The sequence below is a fragment of the Bradyrhizobium sp. WBOS07 genome, from assembly GCF_024585165.1.
GTDB classification, from domain to species: Bacteria; Pseudomonadota; Alphaproteobacteria; order Rhizobiales; family Xanthobacteraceae; genus Bradyrhizobium; species Bradyrhizobium japonicum_B.
Genome location: NZ_CP029008.1, coordinates 5,062,165 through 5,088,312 on the forward strand (window position 1 = coordinate 5,062,165; position 26,148 = coordinate 5,088,312).

The following is a 26,148-nucleotide window of genomic DNA, read 5'->3' on the forward strand; positions in this document are numbered from 1 at the left end:
CACCCTACGAAATTGAGAGCGAGGCGGCAGCTTCCCGCTCAATGCGTCCAGGCCAGGGCGGTGACGAACGCCGAGGACAGGTTCAGCTCGGCAAACATGATCTTGCCGGAGACGACGACCAATACGCTGGCAAGCGTCAGCCGCAACACCGTCTCGGGCACGCGCGTCGCGCTGTAGCTGCCGACTATGATGCCGGGCAGCGAGCCCATCAGCAGCACGCCCATCAAGGCCCAATCCACGTCGCCGAGCGCCCAGTGCCCCATGCCGGCGACCAGCGTCAGCGGCACCGCGTGGGCGATGTCGGAGCCGACGATGGTCACCATCGGCAGGCGCGGATAAAGCAGCAGCAGCACGGTGACGCCGACCGCACCGGCGCCGACCGACGAGATCGAGACCAGCACGCCGAGCACGATGCCGGTGACGACGGTCGCGATCGCGGTGGTGCGATCGTCGACGCGCTCCAGCCGGCTGCGATAGCGCTCCATGATCGACTTGCGGAAGATCAGCGAGGTCGCGGTCAGCAGCAGCGCGAAGCACAGCACCAGATTGACCAGGCTGCGCTCGGAATCGTTCTTGAGGTCGAGCTTCCACAGCACCAGCAGCGTCAGCGCGCTCGCGGGAATGCTGCCGCAGGCGAGCCGCAGCACCGCCGGCCAGTGCACGCTGCGCGACCAGCCATGCACCACGCTGCCGCCGGCCTTGGTCGCGGCGGCATAGAGCAGGTCGGTTCCGACCGCCGTGGAGGGATGAACACCGAACAGCAGGATCAAGAGCGGCGTCATCAACGAGCCGCCGCCCACGCCGGTCATCCCGACAAGGAGGCCGACGCCGAAGCCAGAGGCGACGTAGAGTGGATCGAGCATATCAGAATAATCTTAGGTTGATCTGGTCGGTTAGGCAATACGACGTAGGATAAGGTTCCCCTGATGCGCAACCACCTCGGCAGAATAAGAAAAATATTGCCTCGCGTTGAAAAAGCGGAGGCGTTTTGCCTCGTTCGCGTGCGTGCGCTGACAGTGCCGTTCCCCGACAAAGCAGCAGGCATCGAGGCGTGCAGCGCCTATTTCCCGAACGCCAGCACGTGCAGGCCAAGGCGCTGCCGCACGATCCAGAACAACAGCACCGTCTCGAAGGTGAGGGAGATCGAGGTCGCAGCGGCAGCGCCGTGGCCGCCATAGCGCGGTACCAGCGCGATGCAGAGCACGAGGTTCATCACGAAGGCCAGCGCGTAAGCGAGCGCGCAGATCTTCTGCTGACCGAGCATGTTGAGCAGCCGCTCGACCGGCCCGATCGCGGCGCGCACCACGAGCCCGATCGCGGCGACGAACATGATGTCGTAGCCGACCACGAATTGCGGCCCGAACAACCAGAGCAGCGGCTTGCCGAGCGCGAGCAGCACGATGGTCGCCGCCAGCGACGGCCAGAACGTCCAGTTGATCGCATGCGCCACGTAGGCCGACAGCCGGGCCTTGTCGCCGCTTGCGTTGTATTCGGCGAAGCGATGCGCCGTCGTCGCCGACATCGCGTAATGGATGAAGGAGACCAGCGCCAGCGTCTTCACCACCGCAAAGTAGACGCCGACCTCATCGGAGGGACGGAACTGCTGCAGCACCAGCACGTCGGTGTAGGACAGCAGCAAATAGAAGCTCTCGACCAGGAGGATCGGCAGCGAGACGGCAAGCCAGCCGCGGATGTCGTAAGCGCTGGGACCGGGCTCGATGTGATCGGCGAGCTTGCGGTTCAGCGCCACCATCTGCCCGGTCATCGCGATCCACACCGCGCCTGCGCTCGCAACCATCGCGGCGACGGCACCGAGATGATAGCCGAGCAGGAAGGCCGCGCCCGTAATGCCTATGATCAGCGCCTGGCGGATGATGAATTGCGGCATCAGCCCGAGCTGCATCCAGTCATGCGAGCGCGCGATGCCGTCCTGGGTGTTGGCGACCACGAAGGCGGGCAGGGTCATGCAGCCGATATAGAGCGGCAGTTGCTCGGCTGGATCGATCCAGGGCGACAGCAGCCTGACGATGCCGGCGAGGCCGAGCGACACCAGTGTCGACACGGCAAAAGTCAGCCAGCGACTGCCGGAGAGAAAGCCGCGCAGCAGCGCCTGCTCGTTGCTGGCGCGATATTCCGGAATGATCTTCTGTGCCGAAGCCGAGATGCCGAAATCCATCATGCTGCCGAGCAGCAGCACCCAGGTCCAGACATAGACATAGACGCCGTAATCGGACGTGCCCATCCAGCGCGCCAGCAGCACCTGCGAGACATAAGCGAGGCCGGCGCTGATGACGCGGATGATGAAGATGGTGCCGGCGAGCCGCCGCGTCAGCGAGGCCTCGCTGGGCCCGCCCGTCAGCCTGGCCCGCAGCCGCGCGATCAGCCCGGCCGGTCCGGTCGTTGCGGGTTCTGCATCCATCACGGCCAATTCGAAGGTCCCTCAGATCGCCCGGCATGCTGCGGCAGGTGAGGGATTAGCAACCATTCGTTAAGATTGGGTTGGGTGGCGTTCCATCCTCGGTGTCGTCCCGGACAGCGCGCCACTCATTCCAAGTTCGTATTGAACTCGTAGGCCTTCTCCGGCCCGACCAGCGTGAATTTCAGCGCCGCACCATCCGGCTTGGCGCCCGGCGGCAGACCGTCGAGCTCGAAGGAAAACCGCATCACACCGGGCGGGCCGTGCTGCACCGGCGCCGGAATCGGCAGCGCCCAATCGGGCGTCGGGCCTTCCACGAACAGATTGACGTTGCGGCTGTCGGGCGTGATCACGTCGACGACGACGTTCTTGGGCCCGTCGCGCTTGACGTCGCGGATGGTGAGCGGATTGGGATCGCCGATATTGGCGGGCTTGGGCACGGTGTCGAGCGCGGCGCGCAAATTGGCGTCCTCTGTCGAGGCGACGCTGTTGAAGCCGAGCTCGGCCTTGGCCTCGACCGGAATGCAGAGCTTCTCGCACACGGCGTAATTGATCTCGGCGCGCAAGGTCACGGGCTTGTCGGCCGCCTTGGCGACGATGCGCAAAGGCAGCACGATCTGGTCACGATAGCCGATCGAATGGCCGCCGGCGCCGTCGGCGAATTTTTGCGGCGCCGGCCACATCACCGTCACCGCCTCGACATTGTCCGACTTCGAGAAGTCGAACCGCGGCGGAACGCCGGAATCGCCGGGGGTACGCCAGTAGGTCTTCCATCCAGGCTGGAGTTGGAAGGCGATACCGCCGAGCAGGACGGCGCCGCTGCGCGATCCCGCCAATAGCCGCACCGCGGAATGTCCGTCGCGCTGCCACGGCGAAGCGTCATCGGCGCGGGCTGCGATGGCCAGCGATGACGCAAGCAGGGTTGTCGCGACGCCAATCGCCGCACGCAGGGGAACTCTCGTCAGCATGGCACGTCTTTACAGGGTCGCCCCGGGGCAAACCATTGAATTGCTTGTGATGGATGCAGCCGAATCGCGTCCCTGCAAGGCTTGATTTGACAGCGGCCCGGGCCGACATCAGGATAGGAATTGAAACCGGAGTGCTTCACCGATGGCTCCCACAGGAAAGAGAACGGGCGAAAGCACCCGCCGCGCGGGTCCGGCGCTTCCCAATTCGGCCGGTTATCTCGACGGCCGGCTGCTGATCGCGATGCCCGTGATGGGCGATTCCCGTTTCGAGCGCTCGGTGATCTATCTCTGCGCCCATTCCGCGGAAGGGGCGATGGGCATCATCGTGAACCACCCGGCCGGCAGCATCGACTTCCCCGAGCTGTTGCAGCAGCTCGGCATCATCAAGAAGGGCGAGCACATCAAGCTGCCGGAGAATGCCGAAAGCATGAAGGTACTGCGCGGCGGCCCGGTCGATACCGGACGCGGCTTCGTGCTGCATTCCAGCGATTTCTACATCGAGAACGCGACGCTGCGGATCGACGACGGCGTCTGCCTTACGGCGACCGTCGACATCCTGCGCGCCATCGCCAGCGGCTCCGGCCCCAAGCACGCCATTCTCGCGCTCGGCTATGCCGGCTGGGCGCCGGGCCAGCTCGAGACCGAGATCCAGAGCAACGGCTGGCTGCATTGCGATGCGGATGCGGATTTGATCTTCGGCGACGACGTCGACGACAAATACACCCGCGCCTTGCAGAAGATCGGCATCGATCCCGGCATGCTCTCGAACGAGGCAGGGCACGCGTAGCATCAGGGTCCGCTATATTGGTTCCACTTACCGCAGTCGTCGCCCGGCTTGACCGGGCGACCCAGTACGCCGTAGCGGATGTGGTGAGAACGCTTCCTTCAACGCAGGCCTCTGGAATATTGGATCGCCCGCCTTCGCGGGCGATGACACCGGTTGCAGACTATATTACTCCGCCGCCTGCTGCTGCACCGTCGGCTCCGTCCCCGCCACCGTCGCGCGGCGCATGTCGCGGGGCTGCGACTGGTCGTAGCGGCGGACGCGATGCATGGTCTGGCGGTTGTCCCACATCACGAGGTCATGCAGCTTCCATTTGTGGACGTAGACGAATTCTGCTTGCGTCGCGTGCTCGTTGAGATCGCGCAGCAGCAAGCGCCCTTCAGGCACGCTCATGCCGACGATCTTGCCCGCATGCGACGACAGATACAGCGACTTGCGACGGTGCACGGGATGGGTCCGCACCAGCCGCTGCAGCACCGGCTTGAACATCTCCTTCTCCTCGTCGGTGTATTCGGTGAAGCCGAGCGACCCCCGCGAATACATCAGCGAGTGCTCGCAGACGAGGTCTTCGATCTCCGCCTTGGTCTCGTCGTCGAGCGCGTCATAGGCGGCGCGCATGTCGGCGAACTCGGTGTTGCCGCCCTTTGGGTTCACCACGCGCGCCGACAATAGCGAGAACTTTGCCGGGATCGGGCGGAACGAGCTGTCGGAGTGCCACAGGCAATTGCCGAGATTGAACAGATTGGCGCGGCTGTCCTTCGGCAGCGGCTTGCCGTCCTTGCCGAGGTTGGAGACGTCGTTGAGGCCCGAGGTGAGGCGGTATTCATCGGCCTTGGTGATGTTGCCGCCGCGGGCGTCCTCGCGCTGGCCGAAGTTCAGGGCGAAGGCCATCTGCTGCTCGTCGGTGATGTCCTGGTCGTGGAACACCAGCACCGCGTATTTATCCATGGCGGCCTCGACCTCGCGTGCTTCGGCCTCGGTGAGAGGCTTGCGCAGATCGAGGCCGGACACCTCGCCGACGAAATGTTTTTGCAGCTGCCGGATGGCGATCGTCATGACGTTCTCTCCCGCGTGTCGCGAGCGGTTGGTCCCGCTCTGTCGACGAAAAAGCTACTCCCGCGCTCGGACTTGTCAACGCGCGGCGCGCATGCCTCTCACGCGTTTCGTGCCATCAGCCCGCCATCGACCGGGATCACCGCGCCGGTGAGGAAGGACGCCGCCGGCAGGCACAGGCTCAAGGTCATATGCGCGACCTCCTCGGGATCGCCGTAACGGCCGAGTGCGGTGCGGCGCTTGGCGTAGATGGTCTTGTGCTCCTCGGAGATGCGGTCGGTGATCCCAGTGCGGATCGGCCCAGGGCAGATGCAGTTGACGGTGATGCCCTCGCGGCCCAGCTCCACGGCGAGCGAGCGGGTCAGGCTGGCAACGCCGCCCTTTGCCGCCGAATAGGGGCTGTGCAACGCGGTGGCTCCGAGCGCCTCGGTCGAGGCGATGTTGACGATGCGCGGGCACCGCGACTTGCGCAGATGCGGCAGCGCGGCGCGGATGATGCGCGGATGCGCCGTCAGCATCACGGCGATGCCCCTTGCCCAGGCGTCCTCATAGCTCTCGTCGTCGATCGCGACGCGGACGGAGATGCCGGCGTTGTTGACGATGATGTCGAGCCCGCCGAAATGTGCCGCGACCTCATTCACCACGCGCTTGATCTCGCCGCCGTCGGCAACGTCGAGCTTCCACGCTTTTCCTGCACCACCGCGCGCGGCGATCTCCGCGGCCACCGCCTGCGCGCCCTGCGCGTCGTAATCGGTGACGGCGACGTTGGCGCCCTCGGCGGCGAACACGCGCGCGGTGGCACGCCCCATGCCGCTGGCCGCGCCGGTGACGAGAACGGTCAGGCCCTTGACGGACCGGCTGAGCTCTTTGAATTCGGACATGTTGTTTCCTCGGAACGCTGCTTTTCTTGTTATGATTGACAAGGCTGGCATCGATCCGCAGACAGGTCAAACAAGCAAGACAAAAGGGAGGCCGCCATGGCGAACGAGCTCGATTTCTCAGGCAAGCAGGTGCTGGTCGTCGGCGGCTCGAGCGGGATCGGCAACGGCATCGCGCAGGCTTTTCGCACGCGGGGCGCGCAGGTCGCGGTGTGCGGCACGCGGGCTCGCGCAGCGGAATATTCCGCCGAGGAAGGCTCCGATCTCACGGGCCTTTCCTACGCGCAGCTCGACGTCAGCAATCCCGGTGCGATCGAGGCGTTCAAGCCGTCCTTCGACAGGCTCGACGTGCTCGTGCTGGCGCAAGGCGCGGTGCTCTATCGCCGCGGCGAGTTCGAGATGGCCGGCTTCCGCAAGGTGGTCGAGGTCAACCTGATGAGCCTGATGGCCTGTGCGACGCGGTTTCATTCCATGTTGCGGGATGGCAAGGGCGCGTTGATCATGGTGTCATCGACCGCGGCCTATCATTCCACCATGGGCAATCCCGCCTATAACGCCTCGAAGACCGGCGCGGTCGGATTGACGCGAACCCTCGGCGAGGCCTGGGCCGAGGACGGCATCCGCGTCAACGGCATCGCACCCGGCCTCGTCGACACCAAGATGACGAAGGTGACGACCGACAATCCCAAGCGGCTCGAAGGCGCGCTCGCGCGCATCCCGCTGCGGCGATTGGGCACGCCGGCCGACATGGCGGGCGCGGCGCTGTTCCTGGCCTCGCCGTTGTCGTCCTACATCATCGGCCAGACTTTGGTCGTCGATGGCGGGCTGATTTTGTAGCCGGCCGGGCAACACTTTCGTCATCGCTTGGAACTGCGCTGCTCCTGATCGGTTACTTGGGCTGACCCCCGAGGAGGAGCATCATGGACACGGATCGGATTGTTGGATCGGCCAAGGAATATGCCGGGCGCGCGGAAGGCGCGATTGGAGACCTGGCAGGCGATGCCAAGACGCAGGCATCGGGCAAGGCGCGCGAGGCTGCGGGCACGGTGCAGAATCTCTACGGCCAGGCCAAGGATGCCGTGCGCGATGCCGCGGACACCGCGACGAGCTACGCCAAGGACGCCTATGAGAACAGCGGCGACACCTTCCGCGACGGCACGCAGGCGCTGTCGAAGAAGGTGCAGGACAATCCGCTCGGCGCCCTGATGGTGGCCGGCGGCATCGGTTTTGCGCTCGCGCTGCTGATGTCGCGCCCCGCCCGCCGCCCGCCGCCGCGCTGGCGCTATTAACGGCTGGGCCAAGAGCTCACGTTTCTCGTGCCCCGGACGCAGCGCATCACGCAGTGGTGCGCTGCTGAGCCGGGGCCCATTCTTTTTTTTGAATGTCGTGAGAGGAGCTGGGTCCCGGCTCTGCGCCGCATCACCAAGAGGTGCTGCGTCGCGTCCGGGACACGAGACCTTCGCTTACCGGAACATCTCGGCGGAGCGGCCGACGTTGCCCGGCGGACGCGGAATCCCCGGATTGGGAGCTGGATTGCGCGGGCCGGGTGCCGGCGCCAGTTGACGCGGCGGCCCTGGCTGCGGCGAGCCGAAGCCGAAGAAATCGCGGAACGAGGGCGGCGCTTGCGCCGGCTGCTGCGGCGGCACCGGCGGCTTCTTCGGCGCAAGTTTCGGCGGCCCGATCGCGGCGGCGGCGCCAGCCGCGGTGGGATTGGCGGCATTGCCCTCAGGCGTCGTCGCGGCCATCGGCGTATCGCCCTTGGCCTGCTCGCGGCCGACTTCGCGGCGCGGCCAGGCATAATCGTCGGCGCGGCCGGCCGGCGCTGCCAGCGGCTCGCCCTTCACCATCGTCCGCGCAGCGAGCGCATCGACGGCGGCGGGACGCGAGCCCGGGCCGCCCAGCAATTGATCGGTCGAGATCGAGGCCGCGACCAGCGGCACGATCGGCCCGGCCAGCGGCCGCGGCGCGGGCTTGCCGGGCTCGGCACTGGTGTCGGGGGTCGCGGGCTCGCTCGGCAGCGCGATCGGGCCGGAGCGTCCGGCCAGCAGGCGCGTGATCTCGCGCTCGACATAATGCGCGAGCTTGCGCGCGCCGGCCTTGGTGAAATAGACGCCGTCAGAGCTGCGCAGCTGGCGAATCTGGCCTTCGAAGTCTGGGCCCTTCTGCAGGAAGCGGCCGGCTTCGTCGACGAAACCGTCCCAGACGTCGACATAGGTGATGCCGGCCTTGGCCGCGCCTTCGCGATAGAGCGAATCCAGGAACAGCGTATCCGCAGTGCCCTTGGGTCCGCGAACCGCCGGCAGGCCGACCCACAGCACCGGCACGCCCTTGGACTTGAGGACGGCCGCGAGCTCCTCGATCTTCTTGCTGTAGAGCTCGATCCAGCGCTCGTCGCGGAATTCGTAGAGGCCGTTCGGATTGCGCGCGGTCTTTTCCGGCGCGGCCGCAGGCGTGTCGGCGTTGTCGGCGTCGTCCTGCGGCAGGTCGGCATCAGCCGGCTTGTCCTCGGGCTTGGCAGCACTGTCGGTGCCGGGCTTCGTCTCGCCGGGCTTTGCCGGTGGCTTGCCGCGCGCGCCCTTGTCGTTCTTCTTGTCCTTGTCCGCAGCGGGCTTGTCCGTCTTCTCCGCCACAGGCTCGCGGATCGCGGCGCGGTCGTTGAGGCCGAGCATGACGACGATGACGTCGGGCTTTTCGGTCTCGAGGATGCCCCTTGCCGCCGCCGCCCAGTCCGAGGGCTCGCCCTTGGGCTGGTACCTGATCAGGCCGGAAACGGTCTTGTGCTTGCGGATCACGCCCATGTCGGGTTGCTCGGCATAGGCGTCTTCCAGGCCGTAAGCGAGCCAGTCGGCCATGGCATCGCCGAGCACCAGCGCGTTCTTCTCGGGGATGGTGTCGCGCTTGGCCGGCGCCGGGGCGCGCGAAAAATCCTGCCGCGGCGCCTGCTGCTGTTGCTGCTGGAACGGTGCGAAGAAGTCGCCGCCGAACCAGCCGCCGCCTCCACCACCTCGGGGTGGCGGTGGCGCCGAGCGCTGCGGCGGGCCGCCGAAGCCGGGGAAGTTGAAGAACTGCGCCGAGGCAGGTCCTGCGATCACCACCAGGATCGCAAGCGCCGTCCCCAGCGCGATCAACGGGCCGGTCTCGGTCAGTGCCTTGAACAGGGACTTCTTCGACATGCGATCTCGGGCACGCGCAACGGGGATCGGAAGTGGCTCAATATAGTAACGGAATCGGGCGCGAAACGGGCAAATTCCGTTGCAGATTCTTGCCCCATACACCGGGGAACAGCCGCCTGCGTCAAGCGCGGCGGGCAAAATCCCTGTTCAGGGTTACTTTCGGGGCGATTCTACCGTCCGCGCAGCCGATCCAGCGCGTCGGAGGAGGCAAATCCGTCGGCGGGCACCCCGATCGAGGCCTGGAAATTGCGCAGCGCCTCCCGCGTCTGGCCGCCAAACTGGCCGTCCGGGGTGCCCTTGTAGAAGCCGCGCTGGGCCAGCAGCTGCTGCAGCTCCAGCCGCTCCGTGCGCGACAGCTCGCGCTCCTGGCGCGGCCAGGGCTGCACGAAGGGCTGCCCGCCACGCAGGCGGTCGGCGAAATGGCCGATCGCCAGCGCATAGGCCTCGGCCGGATTGTACTTCATGATGACGCGATAGTTCTGCAGCATCAGGAAGCCGGGTCCTTGCGCGCCTGCCGGCGCCAGCAGGTAGGCCTTCTCCGCCGGATGCGGGAATGGCTGGCCCGTCGCCCGCTTCAGCCCGAGCTTCTCCCATTGCGTGATCGGCATCGCCTTGGCGCGGTCGGCCAGCATGTAGTTGAAGCCTTGCGGCACCACGACCTCATAGCCCCAGGTCTGGCCCGGCTGCCAGCCATCCTTCTTCAGATTGTTGGCGGTCGATGCGATCAGATCGGTGGGATTGTCGACGACGTCGCGCCGTCCGTCACCGTCGCCATCGACGGCAAAGCGCTTGAACGCGGTCGGCATGAACTGGGTCGGGCCGAAGGCGCCGGCCCAGGAGCCGCGCATCTGCTCCGGCCTGAGGTCGCCGCGGTTGAGGATCTCCAGCGCCGACAGGAACTCGTCCTTAAAATAGGCCTGGCGGCGGCCGATGCAGGCCAGCGTCGCGGTCGATTGCAGCACGCTGCGGTCGCCCATCTGCGTCGAGTAATTGGACTCGATGCCCCAGATCGAGGCGATGATGTAGCGATCGACGCCGGTGGCCTTCTCGGTGGCGTCGAACTGCGCCTTGTATGTGGCGAGAATCTCGCGGCCCTTGGCGAGGCGGTTGTCGTTCACGAGGATGTCGAGATAGGCCCAGATCGATTTGGTGAACTCGGGCTGCGAATCCATGAGGTCCATGATGCGCAGATCGGGGCTGAGCCCGGCCGTGAAGCGCTGGAAATTTTCCTGGGTGACGCCGCGCCGTGAGGCATCGGGCCACATCCCGGCGACGCAATTGTTGAAATTGCCGGCGGCCTCGCGGATCGCTGCCGCCGTCATCAAGGGATGGCCGGAAGCGCCGTCCTCGCCGGTCCAGGGCAATGCTCCCGTTTGACCGCCGCCGGGTCCCGGCGCAGGCTGAGAGGGCGCCGCGTTGGAGCCGGAGAAGATGCCGCCGAACAGGTTGGACAGGCCGTTCTGCGCCTGAGCGTGCGCGCCGGCGGGCAGCAGCAAAGCGGCTGCAACCATCATCGCGCCGGTCGCGGATACCGTCCGTCTTGCCCGTCCTGCCACCGATCGCATCATGTCCCACCCATCGGGCATTTCAAAAATCCGCCATCAGGAGGCCTGGTTACGGTTGCCAATAGCTTAACAAAGGTGAAATTTTGGTGGCGGCCTTTTTCTTAACTCTGCGCGGGTGAGGCCCCACATCCGCCTTTGTTGGCGGCTGCAAACAGGTTAGCAAATGCCATTGTTCCGTTCCCAGCTCCGTTCCCATGGGCTCTCAGGTATTCGATCAATCACATGAAAATTCGCAAAGCCGTATTCCCCGTCGCCGGCCTCGGCACCCGTGTCCTGCCCGCCACCAAGGCGATGCCGAAGGAAATGCTGACCATCGTCGACAAGCCGCTGATCCAGTACGTCTATGACGAGGCGAGGGAGGCCGGCATCGAGCACTTCGTCTTCGTCACCGGCCGCAACAAGAACGTCATCGAAGATCATTTCGACCGGATGTACGAGCTCGACGCGACGCTTGCGGCGCGCGGCAAGAAGGCCGAGCAGGACATCCTGGCGCAGAACCAGCCCGAGGCGGGCGCCGTCAGCTTCACGCGCCAGCAGGCGCCGCTCGGCCTCGGTCACGCGGTCTGGTGTGCGCGCGACATCGTCGGCAACGAGCCGTTCGCCGTCGTGCTGCCCGACGAGCTCGTGCTCAACACGCCCGGCTGCCTCAAGCAGATGATCGAGATGGCATCATCGCTCGGCGAGAAATCCAATCTGGTCGCGGTCGAGGCGGTGCCCGACCATCTCACCCATCAATACGGCATCTGCGGCGTCGGCAAGCGCAGCGGCAAGATGTTCGAGGTCGACGGCATGGTCGAGAAGCCGGCCAAGGGCACCGCGCCCTCGAACCTCTCGATCACCGGCCGCTACATCCTGCAGCCCGAGATCTTCAAGATCCTGGAAACGCAGGAGCGCGGCGCCGGCGGCGAGATCCAGCTCACCGACGCCATGATCGGCCTTGCCAGATCGCAGAAGTTCTACGGCGTCGAGTTCGAGGGCGAGCGCCACGATTGCGGCTCCAAGCCCGGCTTCCTGCGCGCCAACATCGCCTACGGCCTGAAGCGCCCCGAGCTGCGTGACGGCCTGATCGCGGAGATGAAGAAGTATCTGGGGCAGTAACGCGCCACAAACTCCGGTGTCGTCCCTGCGAACGCAGGGACCCATAACCCAGGGAGTCGTTTGGCGAAGATTCGTAGTCCGGTACTGCTACCAGCGACGATCGATAGATTCCGCGGTATGGGTCCCCGCGCCCCGTGCGCAATTGCGCACTAGGCGGGGACGACAGCTGTGGCGTGGCGGATTGCGTCGTGCCCAGCGACGATGGCGAAGCTCACGCCACCAGCGACAGCTTCGGCAGGCTCGCGACCACCGACTGGTTGCGGCCGCCGGCTTTCGCGGCGTAGAGCGCCTTGTCGGCGGCGGCGACCAGGATCGACCAGTCCATGCCGGCGGTGGGAACCAGGCTGGCGACGCCGCAGGACACCGTCAAAATCACCTGCTCATCGGACCAGCCCTGCACTTTGGTCCGGATCGCCTCGGCGACCTTGAAGGCGTCGGTGGGCGACGTATTCGGCAGCAGCACGGCGAATTCCTCGCCGCCATAGCGCGTGGCACAGTCGCCGGCCCGGCTCACCGAATCGGAAATGCAAATGGCGATGCCGACCAGCACCTGGTCCCCTGCCTGATGACCGAAGCTATCGTTGTAGGCCTTGAAGTGATCGGCATCGATCATCACCAGCGCGATCGGCGCCTTCTGGCGCATGGCGCGCCGCCATTCGACGTCGATGACGGAATCAAACTTGCGGCGGTTCTTGAGGCCGGTGAGCGCGTCGGTCGTCGCCATCTCCTCCAGCTTGCGCTCGGCCTCGGCACGCCGGCCGATCTCGCGCGCCAGCACGAGCGTCGACGCCAGCACGAACAGCGCGAGCGCCAGCACCACGGCGCCGATGCGGAACGCCTCCTTCTCCCAGAGCGCGAAGACGGCGGTCAGGGGTTTGCCCGCCACCACGAACAGCGGTCCTTTGTCGCCGCTGCGGACATAGAGCCGCGGCGTCGGGTCGACCGGGCCCTGCCCCGAATAGGCGGCGCCGATTCGGAGGTTGTCGGCGCTCCAGCTGCGGCGATCGTTCAGGTTGGTGCCGATGATGTCGAGATCGAATGGCCGCCGCATCATGATGGTGCGGTCGCGCTTGAGGACGGTGATGGTGTCTTCAGGATCGAGCTTCAGCTGCTCGAACAATTCGTGGAAATAGCTGAAGCGGATCGAGCCGGCGACGATGCCGAGGAACCCGCCGTCGGTGTCGCTGATGCGCCGGCTCAGCACGATCGCGTAAGTGCCGCGAAACAGCATGGGACGGCTGATGAACAGCCCGATGCCGGGATTGTCGCGATGGACCCTGAAGTAATCCTCCTCGCTCCGGTTCTCGGGCAGGGGATCGAGCGTGGAGGCGTCGATGGTCAGCCGGCCCTCGGCATCGAACACCTGGATGGCGCCGAAATGCCTGGCCGTCGTGGCGTGGTCGAACAGGATCAGGTGTCGGATCGGCTTCGACACCGTCGCGAGTTCGGGCAGCAGCATGTTGCTGGCGACCGCCTTCAGCGACAAATCATAGATCTCGACGTTGCGGCTGACGTCGGACTGGATGGTGGTTGCAAGGTTCTCCAGCGTCTGGCGGGCGAGCGCCTCCTCGCCGCGGCGCATGTCGAGCATCACGTTGACGCAAACGGCGGAAAAGCCGATCACCGTCACGATGGACGAGATGATCAGCAGTTTCGCCGAAATCCGCCACGGCCGGCGGGCCATGGCGTCGCGCCATCCAGACAGCATCGTTTGCTCCCGACATAAGTGGATGCGCCCGAAAGCTTGCGCGATGTTTAAGGCGGGACGGCGCTGCCGTACTGAGTTAAGAATCGGTTTACGCAGCTCACGGTTTTGGGCAGATCCGGTGTGAGCAGACCCGCTTTCGGACGAGAGGACGATTGTGAACGACTACGACGCGTTGCGCGACTATCTGATGCGGCAGAAGCAGGACGAGCTGGTGCTGAGCTTCGAACAGATCGAGGAGATCATCGGCGCGGCCCTGCCGCGTGCGGCCAATCGTGCCTCGTGGTGGGACAGCCTGCGCAGCCCCGACATCCAGATGCCGCAGCGCGAAGCCTGCCTCGCCGCGGGCTTCGTCGCGACACGGATGCCTGACGGTGCGAGCGTGCGGTTCAGGAAGCAGAAGTCGCAGAGGCGGTGGTAGTGCAGCGGCATGCCAACAGTATCGTAGGGTGGGCAAAGCGAAAGCGTGCCCACCACCTCTGAACGGTGGGCACGGCGCCAGGGCGCCTTTGCCCACCCTACGATACCGGTTTCAGAGGTGCGAGCGATCAGCTCGCCGCTTCCAGCCGCACTTCCGTCAAAAGCCGCATAGCGGCGTCGGCGTCCATCGGCTCGCCGAAGGCGAAGCCTTGGGCGTATTCGCAGCCCATCTGGTAGAGCTCGACCGCGTCCGAATCGGTCTCGGCGCCCTCGGCCACCACGTCCATGCCGAGGTCGTGCGCGAGCGCGATGATCGACTTCAGGATCACCGGTCGGGTGCCGCGGTTGGTGGTGCGCACGAAGGACTGGTCGATCTTGATGGTGTCGAACGGGAAGCGCTGCAGATAGGCCAGCGAGGAATGGCCGGTGCCGAAATCGTCGAGCGAGAGCCCGGTGCCGAGCTCGCGGATCCGCGTCAGCATCTGCGCGGCGTGCTCCGGGTTCTCCATCACCAGCGATTCCGTCAATTCGAGCTTGAGCGTGCCGCGCGCCACCGAGGAGCGCGAGAGCACGGTGCGGATGTCGTGGATCAGGTCGTGGCGCAGCAATTGCCGCGACGAGACGTTGACGGAGGCGAAGATCGGCTCGCGCGAGCGCATCGCGCGCTGCCACACCGAGAGCTGCTTGGCGGTCTGGTCGAGCACGAACATGCCGAGGTCGACGATCAGGCCGGTCTCTTCCGCGATGCTGATGAATTCCGACGGCGCCATGCGGCCGAGCTTGGGGTGATCCCAGCGCACCAGCGCTTCGAAGCCGGCGACCGAGCGATCCTCCAGCCGCACGATCGGCTGGTACAGGATCGTCAGCTCCTGGCGCTCGATGGCGCGGCGCAGCTCACTCTCCAGCGTCAGGCGATCGGTCTTCCGCGCCCGCATCGCCGGCTTGTAGACGTCGATGCGGTCGCCGCCGATGCGCTTGGAATGATACATCGCCAGCTCGGCGTCCTTGATGATCTCGTCCGTCAGCTGCGTCTGCGGATCGGACAGTGCGAGGCCGATCGAGGCCGTGAGGAAGATCTCGCGGTCGTTGAAGGCGATCGGCGCGCGGATGGTCTTGCGGATGGTCTCGGCGAAGGCGGTGATGCGGGCGGGGTCCTGCTCCGACAGCAGGATCAGGCCGAACTGATCGCCGGCCATGCGGGCCAGCGTGTCCTGCGGCTTCAGGATGCGGGTGAGGCGGCGGGCAAGGGTGAGCAGGATGGAATCGCCGACCGCGATGCCGACGGAATCGTTGACCTGCTTGAAGCGGTCGAGGTCGATCACCATCAGCGTCGGCCGCAGCGTCGGCATGGTCTTGGCGAAGTTGGCGACCGCACCCAGCCGGTCCATGAACAGCTTGCGGTTGGGCAGGCCGGTGAGGTTGTCGTGCACGGAATCGTGCAGCAGGCGCTCCTCGGCGTTGCGCAGCTCGGTGACGTCGGTGAGCGTGCCGACGACGCGCGAGACCTCGCCGTCCGAGCCGACCACCGGGCGGGCTTTCAGCGCGAACCACATGAAATGGCCGTCCGGGGTGCGCAGGCGGAAATCCTGCACCAGGCGGCCGCGGCGCTGGTCGAGCACGCTGTCGAGCGCGGCGCGGAAACGGTCCTGGTCGAGCGGATGCAGCACTTCGAGCCAGGACGCGGCCGGGCCTTCCAGCGTGCCGCGCTTGAGGCCGAGCAGGGCCTCGGTCTCGGGGCTGGTGAAGACCTTGTCGGCGGAGACATCCCAGTCCCAGATCAGATCGCCCGAGCCGGCCAGCGCCAGCGCGCGCCGCTCGATGTCGGAGACGACGCCGGTGGTGGCGCCGCCGCCGGCGAAGGCATGCTGCATCACCGTGAAGCCGATCAGCATCACGATCAGCACGAGGCCGCCGAGCAGGGCCGGGCCGACGATGTCGTTGGTGACGGAGCCCGCGACGGTCATGCCGGCCGCGACCACCCAGACGACGAGCAGGAACCAGGTCGGGATCAGCAGCACGGCGCGGTCGAAGCCGTGGGTGGAGAGATAGACGATCAGCGCAAAGCCCGCGAAGGCGATCAGCACCAGCGAAATGCGCGCGATGCCGGAGGCCACCGCCGGATCGAACAGCGCGAGCGCCACCAGCGATCCCAGGAAGGCGAGCCAGCCGATCGTGATGTGCGAATAGCGCACATGCCAGCGGCTGAGATTGAGGTAGGCGAACAGGAACACCAGGAGCGTGGCCGCCAGGATCGCCTCGCCCGCCGCGCGCCAGATGCGCTCGGCGTTGTTCGACATGTCGAGGACCTTGCCCCAGAAGCCGAAATCAACGCCGATATAGACCAACACGGCCCAGGCCAGCGCCGCGGCGGCCGGGAACATGATGCTGCCCTTGACCACGAACAGAATGGTCAGCACCAGTGCGAGCAAGCCGGAGATGCCGATCACGATGCCCTGGTACAGCGTGAACGAGTTGACCTTGTCCTTGTAGGCTTCCGGCTCCCACAGATAGAGCTGCGGCAGCTTGTCGGTGCGTAGCTCCGCGACGAAGGTGACGACGGCGCCGGGATCGAGCGTGATGCGGAACACGTCCGCGGTCGCGCTTTCCTGCCGCTCCGGCCGGTCGCCAATCGAGGGCGTGATGGTCGCGATGCGCGACAGGCCGAGGTCCGGCCACAGCAGCCCCGAGGAGACGATGCGGTAATGCGGGGCGACGATCAGGCGGTCGAGCTGGTCGTCGGTGTTGTTGGCGAGCGCGAACACCACCCAGTTCTGGCCGCCTTCGCGGGCGCGCACCTCGATGCGGCGGACGATGCCGTCGGTGCCGGGCGCGGTGGAGACCTGGATGCGGTCGGCATCGCTGCGCTGATGCTCGAGCACGCCGGTGAGGTCGATCGCGGGCGCGTCACTGCGCACGCTGACGGCGTCGAGCGCGCGCGCGGGATACGCGGCGACGAGAATCATGAGGCCCAGCGCGATGGGCGCGAGGCACCTGATCAGACGCAAGGTCAGTTCTCCGCGTTCGACGCAAACTCTGAGTAAGAGCTGATTTCAGACCGGACCGAAGTGGTCCGGTGCGTCGCGATAGATGCCACGAAAGCGAGGAAAATCAAAGGGTTTCCGGCCCGCCCTGTGGGTCAGCGGCCTAGACCTCCAACACAATTTTGCCAATATGTGCGCTGGTTTCCATGCGCCGATGCGCGTCGGCGGCCTTTTCCAGCGGGAAAGTGCTGTCCATCAGCGGTTTGACGCGGCCTTCGCGCAAGAGCGGCATCACTTTCTGCTCGATTGCGGCCACCATCGCCGCCTTATCCGCATTCGTACGGGGGCGCAGGGTCGAGCCGGTATGGGTGAGGCGCTTGACCATCACCTTGGCGATGTTGACGCTGACCTTGGGCCCGTTGAGGGTTGCGATCTGCACGATCCGGCCATCGACCGCGGCGGCGTCGTAGTTGCGGTCGACATAGTCGCCGGCGACCATGTCGAGGATCAGGTTGACGCCTTCCTTGTTGGTCTCTTCCTTGACCACGGCGACGAAGTCTTCGGTCTTGTAGTTGATGGCGCGGTCGGCGCCCAATTTGAGGCAGGCATCACACTTGTCCTGCGATCCCACGGTGACGAACACCTTGGCGCCGAACGCCTTCGCCAGCTGGATCGCCATGGTGCCGATGCCGGAGGAGCCGCCATGGATCAGCAGCGTCTCGCCGGCCTTGAGGCCGCCGCGCTCGAACACGTTGTGCCAGACCGTCATCAGGGTCTCCGGCAGCGCGCCGGCTTCCTTGATCGACAGCGCCGGCGGCACGCTCATGGCCTGGGCGTCCTGGGCGATGCAGTACTGCGCATAGCCGCCGCCGGCGACCAGCGACATCACCTTGTCGCCGACCTTGTGCCGCCTGGCGTTGCTGCCGACCGCGACCACCTCACCGGCGATCTCGAGGCCGGGCAGGTCGCTGGCGCCGGGCGGCGGCGGATAGGCGCCGGAGCGCTGTGCGACGTCGGGCCGGTTGACGCCGGCGGCCATCACCTTGACCAGGATCTCGTCCGGGCCGGGCTGCGGCAGGCTGCGCTGTTCCGGGATCAGCACCTCCGGTCCGCCGGGCTTGGAGATGGCGACCACGGTCATTTGCGCGGGCAGCTTGTCCATGATGTGTCCTTGAGCAAAGGTGCGGGGATGAACCAGGCCTTTGATTAGCCAGCGCAGTCCGGACTGGCAACCGCCTCAGCGTTGCGGTCCGGTCCGCGGACGAAAGGAGGAGCGAGAATGGCGACGGAAGACGACGACCGCCCGCGCACGAAGATCAGCCACGAGATCGGACAGGATCTCTCACTGTTGTCGGTCGAAGAACTGACCGAGCGCGTGACCTTGCTCAAGACCGAGATCGCAAGACTGGAGGAAGCCGCCACCAAGAAGCGCGCCTCGCGCGATGCGGCGGATCATTTTTTCAAGAAGTAGTCGCGGGCCTCTCTTGTCGTGTCCCGGGCGCGGTGCAGCGCGTAGCGCTGCTCCGCAGAGCCGGGACCCATGCCCTCCGTAGATCTCTCCATTGTCATTCCGGGGCGGCGCGTAGCGCCGAGCCCGGAATCCATAACCCCAAGCCGCTGAAACGGGCAGGCGGGCCACTCCATGTTGCTGTGGCTATGGATTCCGGGCTCACGACTTCGTCGTGCCCCGGAATGACGGCGGCGAGAGAGACGCCATCGCACCGTACTCGGCCACTGGCCGACATGGCTAACGAACCGTCAAAAAAATCGCTCGTTTACTCCAGATTAAGCTTTCGGGTTTATGACTGGAACTGTCCTCGTTTGGACACCGAGTGGCTCCTGTCCACTCTGTTTGACGCCTCCCTGTTATCAACTTTCAAAGCCGCCGGTCTCCGGCGGCTCTTTTTTTGCGTCTATTCCCGGTTGAATTCCTCGGAATGACCCGCGGAAACCATATCCGCGCTTGTCACTGGACTCCGGGTCTCGCCCGCGCAATGATTTGTTCATCATAAAGCCGGCGCCGAAGCCGGACAGTCAAACAGTTGCGTAAGAGGCGTTAACCATGGAACGTTTGCAGGCCGACGGCGCTCTCGTTCAACTGAGCGAGCGGTTCACCAATTCCGCGGCGTTCGGCGTTCTGTTCCGCGAGGGCATGGATCTGGTCGAAGAAACCGCCGCCTATCTCGACGGCGCCGGACGCACCGAGGCCAAGGCGCTCGACCGTGCCGTCAGCCTCACCTACGCGACCGAGAGCATGCGTCTCACCACCCGCCTGATGCAGCTCGCCTCGTGGCTGCTGCTGCACCGCGCGGTGAAGGAAGGCGAGATGACGCTTGTTCAGGCCAATCGCGAGAAGACCAAGGTCAAGCTCAGCGCCGCCGATCCCGGCCCCGCCGACACCATCGAGAAGCTGCCCGCGCAGCTCCAGGACCTGATCCATCGCTCGATGAGCCTGCAGACCCGCGTCCGCCGCCTCGACACCACCATCCACACCCCGCCGGCCGAGCACGTCGCAATCGGCAATCCGCTGGTGCCGCACCTCAACGCGCTGAAGGCCGCGTTCGAGCGGTAAGGTCGATCAACCATCTCGGTCGTCATTCCGGGACGCGCCTCTTGGCGCGGGCCCGGAATCCATACTCCCGATCGTGGTTATGGATTCTCAGATGCGCAATTGCGCATCGTAGCTCGCCCTTCGGGCGCCCCGGAATGACAGCGCGCGATAAACAAAAACGCCCCCGGTTTCCCGGGGGCGTTTTTCGTCTCCAGCCCTTTCGGGCCGGATCAGTCCTTCTTGAGGAAGCCCGAAAACTTCTTCTGGAAGCGCGAGACGCGGCCGCCGCGGTCCATGATCTGGGCGTTGCCGCCGGTCCAGGCCGGGTGCGACTTCGGGTCGATGTCGAGGTTCAGCGTGTCGCCTTCCTTGCCCCAGGTGGAGCGGGTCAGGTACTCGGTTCCGTCGGTCATCACGACTTTAATCGTATGATAATCCGGATGAATTTCGGCTTTCATGACAAATTCCTCGGCGCCCGGCGCCTGTTCTGGTGGCTCGCGAATGACGGATTTGGCCGGCTCTATACCTCACGATATCAGCCAAAACAAGCGGGCTTGCGCGGCTGAACCGGGTTTGCCCCTAAGGGACATCCCGGATTTGCCACTACCCTTGCACCGGCCTATTGGGAGCAGACGAATGCAATGGGCCAGATCTCATGAGCGCAGTGGAACGGCTTGATGACCAATATGTCGATCAGCCCGGAATGAACGCCGCGGACACAACCTCGATCGAAGCCGAGCTGATCGAAGCGCCGGCCAAGGGCCGCGCCAAGCTGCGGCCGCTGCTCGCGCTGGCGCCCTATGTCGGCCGCTATCGCGGCCGGGCGGCGCTGGCCTTCGTCGCGCTCACGGTCGCGGCCCTGACCACGCTGTTGGTGCCCATCGCGGTGCGCCGGATGATCGATTTCGGCCTGACGCCCGAGGGCATCGAGCTGATCAACAGCTACTTCTCGGTGATGCTCGCGGTGGTCGGCGTGCTCGCGCTCGCCAGCGCTGCGCGCTACTACCTCGTGATGACGATCGGCGAGCGCATCGTCGCCGACCTCAGGCGCGACGTCTTCGCTCATCTGCTCTCGCTCTCCCCCGCCTTCTTCGATTCCGCGCGCAGCGGCGAATTGATCTCGCGGCTCACCGCCGACACTACCCAGCTCAAATCGGCCGTCGGCGCCTCGGTGTCGATCGCGCTGCGCAATCTGATGATGTTCCTGGGCGCCACGGCGATGATGGTGATCACGAGCCCGAAGCTGTCGGGCTTCGTGCTGCTCGCCATCCCCTTGATCGTGCTGCCGCTGGTTGCCTTCGGGCGCTGGGTGCGGCGGCTGTCGCGCAACGCCCAGGACACGCTTGCCGAGGCCTCGGCCTATGCGGGCGAGCTGGTCGGCGCGATCCGCACCGTGCAGGCCTATACCAGCGAAGGGTTCGCCGAGAAGCGTTTCGGCGGCGAGGTCGAGCACGCCTATGAGGCCGCGCGCACCTCGACCCAGGCACGCGCCGTGCTCACGGCCATCATCATCTTCATCGTGTTCGCCAGCGTGGTCGCGATCCTCTGGATCGGCTCGCATGACGTCCTCACCGGCGCGATTTCGCCGGGCCGGCTCGGTCAGTTCGTGCTGTATGCGGTGTTCGCCGCAGCGGGCCTCGGCCAGCTCAGCGAGGTCTGGGGCGAGGTCTCTGCGGCATCCGGCGCGGCCGAGCGCCTGTTCGAGATCCTGCACGTGAAGCCCGACATCACCGCGCCCGCCTCAGTGCGCGCGTTGCCGGTGCCGGCACGCGGCGAGGTCGGGTTCGATCAGGTCAGCTTTGCCTATCCGGCGCGGCGCGACGTCAAGGTGCTCGATGCCGTGTCGTTCACCGTGCGCCCCGGCGAGAAGGTCGCGATCGTCGGCCCATCCGGCGCCGGCAAGAGCACGATCTTTCACCTCTTGCTGCGCTTCTACGACCCGCGCAGCGGCACGATCTCGCTCGACGGCGTGCCGGTCAAGTCCGCCGACCCCAGGGATTTCCGCGCGCGCATCGCACTGGTGCCGCAGGAATCCGTGGTGTTCGCCGCGAGCGCGCGCGAGAACATCCGCTTCGGCCGGCCCGATGCCACCGATGCCGAGGTCGAGCGCGCCGCCGAGCTCGCCCATGCCGCCGAATTCATCCGCCGCCTGCCCGAAGGTTTCCAGACCCCGCTCGGCGAGCGCGGCGTGACGCTGTCAGGCGGCCAGCGCCAGCGCATCGCGATCGCGCGCGCCATCCTGCGCGATGCGCCGTTGCTGCTGCTCGACGAGGCCACCTCCGCGCTCGACGCCGAAAGCGAGACGCTGGTGCAGACCGCGCTGGAAGAGCTGATGCGCCACCGCACCACACTGGTGATCGCGCACCGCCTCGCCACCGTGCTGTCCTGCGACCGCATCCTGGTGATGGACCAGGGCCGGATCGTCGAGCAGGGCACCCATGCCGAGCTCGTCGCCGCGAACGGGCTTTACGCCCGGCTGGCGCGGCTGCAGTTCGAGGGGGCGTGAGGCGCAGCGCGATCGACGTGAAGCGCTGCCATCGCCGCCTCACCCACAGTGTCATCGCCCGCGCAAGCGGGTGATCCAATACTCCGAGACGATCGTGATTGACCGATCAGCCACGGCGTACTGGATTCCCCGCCTTCGCGGGGAATGACAGCGGAATTTCAGGCGATCACGCCCGCCACACCATCTTCAGCACCGGCCGCCCCGAGGTCGGGTTCACGTCGTCGCCGGCATGGGCAAAGCCGTTGCGCTCGTAGAAGCGGATGGCGCGGGCATTGTCCTTGTTGACGAGCAGCGTCACGCCCGAGGGTGACAAGCGCTTGGCTTCGTCGACGAGCAGCCGCGCGGCATCAGAGCCCCAATGCGCGGGATCGACCACGAGCTGGTCGAGATAGCCCTCGCCGTCGATGGTGACGAACCCGGTCAGCGCGCCGTCTCGTTCCGCCACCACGATCGAGGCCTTGGGCACCAGATCCTTGCGCCAGCGCCCGCGCCACCATTCCAGCCGGGCCGAAAAGTCGATCTGCGGATAGGCCGCTTGCCAGGTGCGATGCCAGAGCTCGATCGCGGCGGCTTCGTCGGAGGCCGCGTAGGGGCGGAGGTGAAGCGCGCTCACTACCGCTCCGTCAGCTTCAGCTCGATGCGGCGGTTGCGCTTGTAGGCTTCCTCGGTGTTGCCGGGATCGAGCGGCTGGAATTCGCCGAAGCCGGCCGCGACGAGCCGCTGCGCGGGCACGCCGAGCGAGACCAGATATTGCACCACCGAGATCGAGCGTGCCGCCGACAGGTCCCAGTTCGATTTGAAGTTCGCGCCGCTCACCGGCCGCACGTCGGTATGGCCGTCGACACGCAGCACCCAGGGGATCTCGCTTGGGATCTTCTTGTCGAGCTCGATCAGCGCGGTCGCTAGCGTGTCGAGCTCGGCGCGGCCCTCGGGCAGCAGCATCGCCTGTCCGGTGTCGAAGAACACTTCGGACTGGAACACGAACCGGTCGCCGACGATGCGAATGTCGGGCCGGTTGCCGAGGATGGCGCGCAGGCGGCCGAAGAATTCGGAGCGGTAGCGCGACAATTCCTGCACCCGCTGCGCCAGGGCGACGTTCAGGCGCGACCCCAGATCCGCAATGCGGTTCTGCGATTCCTTGTCGCGCTTCTCGCTCGCGTCGAGCGCCTCTTCCAGCGCCGCCAATTGCCGCCGGAGCGCGCTGATCTGCTGGTTCAGCACCTCGATCTGCGCCAGCGCCCGCGCCGAGACCGCCTTCTCCGAATCCAGCGCCTTGCCGAGCTCGGAGGTCTTGCCTTGCGCGTCGTTGCCGGCGGCCGCGAGGCCGTCATAGAGGCCCTTGATGCGGTCGCGCTCGCTCTCGGCCGAGGCGAGCCCGGCTTTCAACGACGAGACTTGGTCGTCGAGCGTGAGCTTGCCGAGCTTCTCCAGCGACAATAGCTCGTTGAGCTGCGCGATCTTGGCGTTGAGCTGCTCCAGCGCCTTGTCCTTGCCGGTGACCTCCTGCGACAGGAAGAACTGCACCACCAGGAACACCGACAGCAGGAATACGATCGACAGCACCAGCGTCGACAGCGCGTCGACGAAGCCGGGCCAGTAATTGAGGCCGCCTTCGCTGCGGCGGGCGCGGGCAAGAGCCATTTACGTCTCCACTTCCGTGTCCCGGACAAGCTGCAACGCGTCAGCGTTGCGGTGCAGAGCCGGGACCCATTCTGTAACGCTGAAGGTGCTGGGCCCCGGCTCAGCAACGCATCACTGCGTGCTGCGTCGCGTCCGGGGCACGAACCTTTCGTCCTGTCCTCAACTCTTCTCCGGCTGGCGCGCGAGGCGCTCCAGCAGGCGCCGGATCTCGCGGTTCTGCTCGCCCTGGCCGTCGGCCCATTCGCGGATCATCTGCTGCTCGGTGCGCATGTGCGAGACCAGCGCCTGAATCGCTTCGGCAAGGCTCGCCATCGCCGCCGTGGTGCCGCGGCTGCCACTGCCTTCCTCGAGCACGGAGCGCAAGCGTTCGACCGCGGCCTGCAGCTCGCCGCTGGCGACCCCGCCGCCGCCGGAGGCGACCGCAACCTCGCCGCTGCCATATTCGCGCACGGTGGTGGCCAGCCAGTCCTCCAGGTCGGTGTAGAAGCGGTTCTGGGCCTGGCTCGATTGCAGGTCGAGGAAGCCGAGGACCAGCGAGCCGGCGAGGCCGAACAGGGAGCTCGAGAACGAGATGCCCATGCCGCCGAGGGGGGCGGCGAGGCCTTCCTTCAGCGTGTCGAACAGCGCCCCCGAATCGCTCCCGACCTTGAGCCCGTCGATCACCTTGCCAACCGAGCCGACCGTCTCGATCAGGCCCCAGAAGGTGCCGAGCAGGCCGAGGAAGACCAGAAGGCCGGTCATGTAGCGCGAGATGTCGCGGGCTTCATCCAGGCGGGTCGCGATCGAATCGAGCAGGTGCCGCATGGTGGTCTGGGTGATGGTCATCCGCCCGGAGCGCTCGCCGCCGAGGATCGCCGCCATCGGCGCCAGCAGCTTCGGGTGCCGGGCCGGCGCCAGGCCGGGATCGGCGATGCGGAAATTGTTGACCCAGGAGACCTCGGGGTAGAGCCGGATGACCTGGCGGAACGCCAGGATGATGCCGATGAACAGCACCCCGCCGATCAGGGCATTGAGGCCGGGATTGGCGAAGAAGGCCTGGATGATCTGCTTGTAGAGCACGACGCCGACCAGCGTGCACAGCACCAGGAAGACCAGCATCCGCACCAGGAAGACGCTGGGCGAGGACAGTTTGGTGTACTCGATATCCATGGTGGAGCGGGACGAAGTGCCTGACGGCATGGCCATTATCATCCATTACGAAGCTTGCTTGCGGGGCGCACTATGGCACAGCGCCGGCCCAAAAAAAGCGCCGGATACGCCGATTTCGGGGACGGCTCGGGGAACCCGCGCCGGAAGCGGCGCTTTGATAGCCAGGTATCTGCAGAAGTTCGCTATTCGGGGGGCGCATGAGCGTCGTTTCCGCGATCATCGGGACTGCCGAACGCGTGCCGCTGCCGGACGTCGTGGTCCGCGCCGCGATCCAGCGCCTGTGCTCCCGCACCGCAACGCGCCTCGCCGGCCATGATGCGGCCACTGACGCCGCCTTCGCCGGTCGGATGATGCTGCGGCCGATCGCCGAGGGTGCCGCGGCCGGGCGCGACGAGGTGCCCGCGGCGTTCTTCGCGGACGTGCTCGGCCCGAGCCGCAAATATTCCTGCTGTTTCTACAAGACCGACGCGACCACCTTGCAGGAGGCGGAGGAGGAGGCGCTGCGCCAGACCGTCGAGCATGCCGGCCTTGCCGATGGCCAGACCATCCTCGAGCTCGGCTGCGGCTGGGGCTCGCTGTCGCTGTGGATGGCGCGGCAATTTCCGCACGCCAAGGTGACGGCGGTGTCGACCTCGCAGGCGGAGCGCGCCCATGTCGAGGAGCAGGCGCGGCAGCGCGGCCTGCTGAACCTGCGCGTGGTCACCGCGGACATGAACGTGTTCGCGCCCGACGGCCAGTTCGACCGCATCGTCTCGGTCGAGATGTTCGAGCAGATGATGAACTGGCGCAAGCTGATGACTCGTCTGCGGTCATGGCTCGCCCCCGAGGGGCGGTTCTTCATGCAAATCGTCACCCATCGCTCGGGCTCGCAGCTGTTCGACCGGCTCGATCGTGACGAAGGGATTGCGCAGCATGTCTTCACGGGCGGGCTGATGCCAAGCCATCACCTCGTCAGGCAGTTCGACGACATCTTCACGGTGGAGAAGGAATGGTGCTGGAGCGGCACGCATTATCAGCGCACCGCGAACGACTGGCTCGCCAATTTCGACGCGCATCGCGACGCGATCGAGGCGTCGTTGCGCAAGGTCTATGGCGAGGAGACCATACTCTGGCTGCGGCGCTGGCGCTGGTTCCTGCTCGCGACGTCGGGCCTGTTCGGCTACGCCGATGGAACCGAGTGGGGCGTTAGCCAATACCGGATGAAAGCCGCCGGGTAATTGCGCCGTTCCGTCGCAGCACGCGCTGATGGGCTACGATTCA

Annotated in this window: 23 protein-coding genes; 9 read left to right on the top strand and 14 right to left on the bottom strand. The window is 66.0% G+C overall.

The window, feature by feature from the left end:
- Window positions 1-38: 38 nt before the first annotated feature.
- The 3 genes from DCM79_RS24150 to DCM79_RS24160 all read right to left on the bottom strand — a co-directional run bounded on the left by DCM79_RS24150 (window position 39) and on the right by DCM79_RS24160 (window position 3,384).
- Complete coding sequence (locus DCM79_RS24150; protein ID WP_257176664.1) at window positions 39-863, bottom strand: sulfite exporter TauE/SafE family protein; 825 nt, start codon at window positions 861-863, stop codon at window positions 39-41.
- Window positions 864-1,060: 197 nt separating this feature from the next.
- Entirely contained in the window at window positions 1,061-2,428 is a 1,368-nt protein-coding gene (locus tag DCM79_RS24155; RefSeq protein WP_373568112.1) for a flippase, read from the bottom strand.
- 116 nt (window positions 2,429-2,544) lie between these two features.
- A complete protein-coding gene (locus DCM79_RS24160; protein WP_257176667.1) occupies window positions 2,545-3,384 on the bottom strand; it encodes a protein-disulfide reductase DsbD domain-containing protein in 840 nt (279 codons plus the stop codon).
- A gap of 142 nt (window positions 3,385-3,526) precedes the next feature.
- On the opposite strand from DCM79_RS24160, the gene DCM79_RS24165 reads away from it, so the two are divergent.
- Window positions 3,527-4,171: a YqgE/AlgH family protein gene (locus DCM79_RS24165; protein WP_028138486.1), complete on the top strand. Its 645-nt coding sequence runs from the start codon at window positions 3,527-3,529 to the stop codon at window positions 4,169-4,171.
- Between the two features lie 165 nt (window positions 4,172-4,336).
- Here the strand turns inward: DCM79_RS24165 and DCM79_RS24170 are convergent, their stop codons facing one another.
- Together DCM79_RS24170 and DCM79_RS24175 are read right to left on the bottom strand one after the other, a co-directional pair.
- On the bottom strand, window positions 4,337-5,224 hold the full coding sequence (locus DCM79_RS24170; protein ID WP_257176668.1) for a TauD/TfdA family dioxygenase: 888 nt from the start codon (window positions 5,222-5,224) through the stop codon (window positions 4,337-4,339).
- A gap of 98 nt (window positions 5,225-5,322) precedes the next feature.
- Window positions 5,323-6,102 carry an SDR family NAD(P)-dependent oxidoreductase gene (locus DCM79_RS24175; protein WP_257176669.1) on the bottom strand — a complete coding sequence of 260 codons (780 nt, stop codon included), beginning with the start codon at window positions 6,100-6,102 and terminating at the stop codon, window positions 5,323-5,325.
- Window positions 6,103-6,198: 96 nt separating this feature from the next.
- Here DCM79_RS24175 and DCM79_RS24180 point away from each other — a divergent pair, with 96 nt between their 5' ends.
- Both DCM79_RS24180 and DCM79_RS24185 read left to right on the top strand, forming a co-directional pair.
- On the top strand, window positions 6,199-6,936 hold the full coding sequence (locus tag DCM79_RS24180; RefSeq protein ID WP_257176670.1) for an SDR family NAD(P)-dependent oxidoreductase: 738 nt from the start codon (window positions 6,199-6,201) through the stop codon (window positions 6,934-6,936).
- 83 nt (window positions 6,937-7,019) lie between these two features.
- On the top strand, window positions 7,020-7,388 hold the full coding sequence (locus DCM79_RS24185; protein WP_028138482.1) for a CsbD family protein: 369 nt from the start codon (window positions 7,020-7,022) through the stop codon (window positions 7,386-7,388).
- A 174-nt stretch (window positions 7,389-7,562) separates the two neighbouring features.
- On the opposite strand, the gene DCM79_RS24190 is transcribed toward DCM79_RS24185, so the two are convergent.
- Together DCM79_RS24190 and DCM79_RS24195 are read right to left on the bottom strand one after the other, a co-directional pair.
- Complete coding sequence (locus DCM79_RS24190) at window positions 7,563-9,272, bottom strand: DUF459 domain-containing protein (protein ID WP_257176671.1); 1,710 nt, start codon at window positions 9,270-9,272, stop codon at window positions 7,563-7,565.
- Between the two features lie 170 nt (window positions 9,273-9,442).
- Window positions 9,443-10,837: a lytic murein transglycosylase gene (locus tag DCM79_RS24195; RefSeq protein WP_257180835.1), complete on the bottom strand. Its 1,395-nt coding sequence runs from the start codon at window positions 10,835-10,837 to the stop codon at window positions 9,443-9,445.
- Window positions 10,838-11,059: 222 nt separating this feature from the next.
- On the opposite strand from DCM79_RS24195, the gene DCM79_RS24200 reads away from it, so the two are divergent.
- On the top strand, window positions 11,060-11,935 hold the full coding sequence (locus tag DCM79_RS24200; protein WP_257176672.1) for a UTP--glucose-1-phosphate uridylyltransferase: 876 nt from the start codon (window positions 11,060-11,062) through the stop codon (window positions 11,933-11,935).
- Window positions 11,936-12,146: 211 nt separating this feature from the next.
- On the opposite strand, the gene DCM79_RS24205 is transcribed toward DCM79_RS24200, so the two are convergent.
- Complete coding sequence (locus tag DCM79_RS24205) at window positions 12,147-13,643, bottom strand: diguanylate cyclase (protein WP_257176673.1); 1,497 nt, start codon at window positions 13,641-13,643, stop codon at window positions 12,147-12,149.
- A gap of 154 nt (window positions 13,644-13,797) precedes the next feature.
- Here DCM79_RS24205 and DCM79_RS24210 point away from each other — a divergent pair, with 154 nt between their 5' ends.
- On the top strand, window positions 13,798-14,061 hold the full coding sequence (locus DCM79_RS24210) for a hypothetical protein (RefSeq protein WP_028138477.1): 264 nt from the start codon (window positions 13,798-13,800) through the stop codon (window positions 14,059-14,061).
- A 127-nt stretch (window positions 14,062-14,188) separates the two neighbouring features.
- On the opposite strand, the gene DCM79_RS24215 is transcribed toward DCM79_RS24210, so the two are convergent.
- Window positions 14,189-17,065, bottom strand: a complete 2,877-nt coding sequence (locus DCM79_RS24215) for an EAL domain-containing protein (RefSeq protein ID WP_257176674.1) — start codon at window positions 17,063-17,065, stop codon at window positions 14,189-14,191.
- Between the two features lie 139 nt (window positions 17,066-17,204).
- Complete coding sequence (locus DCM79_RS24220; RefSeq protein ID WP_257176675.1) at window positions 17,205-18,203, bottom strand: NAD(P)H-quinone oxidoreductase; 999 nt, start codon at window positions 18,201-18,203, stop codon at window positions 17,205-17,207.
- Between the two features lie 117 nt (window positions 18,204-18,320).
- On the opposite strand from DCM79_RS24220, the gene DCM79_RS24225 reads away from it, so the two are divergent.
- Together DCM79_RS24225 and DCM79_RS24230 are read left to right on the top strand one after the other, a co-directional pair.
- Entirely contained in the window at window positions 18,321-18,512 is a 192-nt protein-coding gene (locus DCM79_RS24225; protein ID WP_257176676.1) for a DUF1192 domain-containing protein, read from the top strand.
- Between the two features lie 591 nt (window positions 18,513-19,103).
- Window positions 19,104-19,613 carry a DUF1465 family protein gene (locus DCM79_RS24230; protein WP_028138473.1) on the top strand — a complete coding sequence of 170 codons (510 nt, stop codon included), beginning with the start codon at window positions 19,104-19,106 and terminating at the stop codon, window positions 19,611-19,613.
- Window positions 19,614-19,822: 209 nt separating this feature from the next.
- On the opposite strand, the gene rpmE is transcribed toward DCM79_RS24230, so the two are convergent.
- The gene (gene rpmE / locus DCM79_RS24235; RefSeq protein WP_011084323.1) at window positions 19,823-20,050 is read right to left on the bottom strand and encodes a 50S ribosomal protein L31; all 228 of its coding nucleotides are present in this window, start codon (window positions 20,048-20,050) and stop codon (window positions 19,823-19,825) included.
- Window positions 20,051-20,247: 197 nt separating this feature from the next.
- Here rpmE and DCM79_RS24240 point away from each other — a divergent pair, with 197 nt between their 5' ends.
- Window positions 20,248-22,098, top strand: a complete 1,851-nt coding sequence (locus DCM79_RS24240; protein WP_257176677.1) for an ABC transporter ATP-binding protein/permease — start codon at window positions 20,248-20,250, stop codon at window positions 22,096-22,098.
- A gap of 166 nt (window positions 22,099-22,264) precedes the next feature.
- On the opposite strand, the gene DCM79_RS24245 is transcribed toward DCM79_RS24240, so the two are convergent.
- The 3 genes from DCM79_RS24245 to DCM79_RS24255 all read right to left on the bottom strand — a co-directional run bounded on the left by DCM79_RS24245 (window position 22,265) and on the right by DCM79_RS24255 (window position 24,918).
- Window positions 22,265-22,711, bottom strand: a complete 447-nt coding sequence (locus tag DCM79_RS24245) for a GNAT family N-acetyltransferase (protein ID WP_257176678.1) — start codon at window positions 22,709-22,711, stop codon at window positions 22,265-22,267.
- Window positions 22,711-23,739 (bottom strand): peptidoglycan -binding protein, encoded by a 1,029-nt coding sequence (locus tag DCM79_RS24250; protein WP_257176679.1) that lies wholly within the window; start codon window positions 23,737-23,739, stop codon window positions 22,711-22,713. Before DCM79_RS24250 ends, DCM79_RS24245 begins: the two co-directional genes overlap by 1 nt.
- A gap of 159 nt (window positions 23,740-23,898) precedes the next feature.
- A complete protein-coding gene (locus DCM79_RS24255; RefSeq protein ID WP_257176680.1) occupies window positions 23,899-24,918 on the bottom strand; it encodes a flagellar motor protein MotA in 1,020 nt (339 codons plus the stop codon).
- 167 nt (window positions 24,919-25,085) lie between these two features.
- Here DCM79_RS24255 and DCM79_RS24260 point away from each other — a divergent pair, with 167 nt between their 5' ends.
- Window positions 25,086-26,105, top strand: coding sequence for a cyclopropane-fatty-acyl-phospholipid synthase family protein (locus DCM79_RS24260; protein ID WP_257176681.1), 1,020 nt, complete (start codon window positions 25,086-25,088; stop codon window positions 26,103-26,105).
- Window positions 26,106-26,148 lie beyond the last annotated feature (43 nt).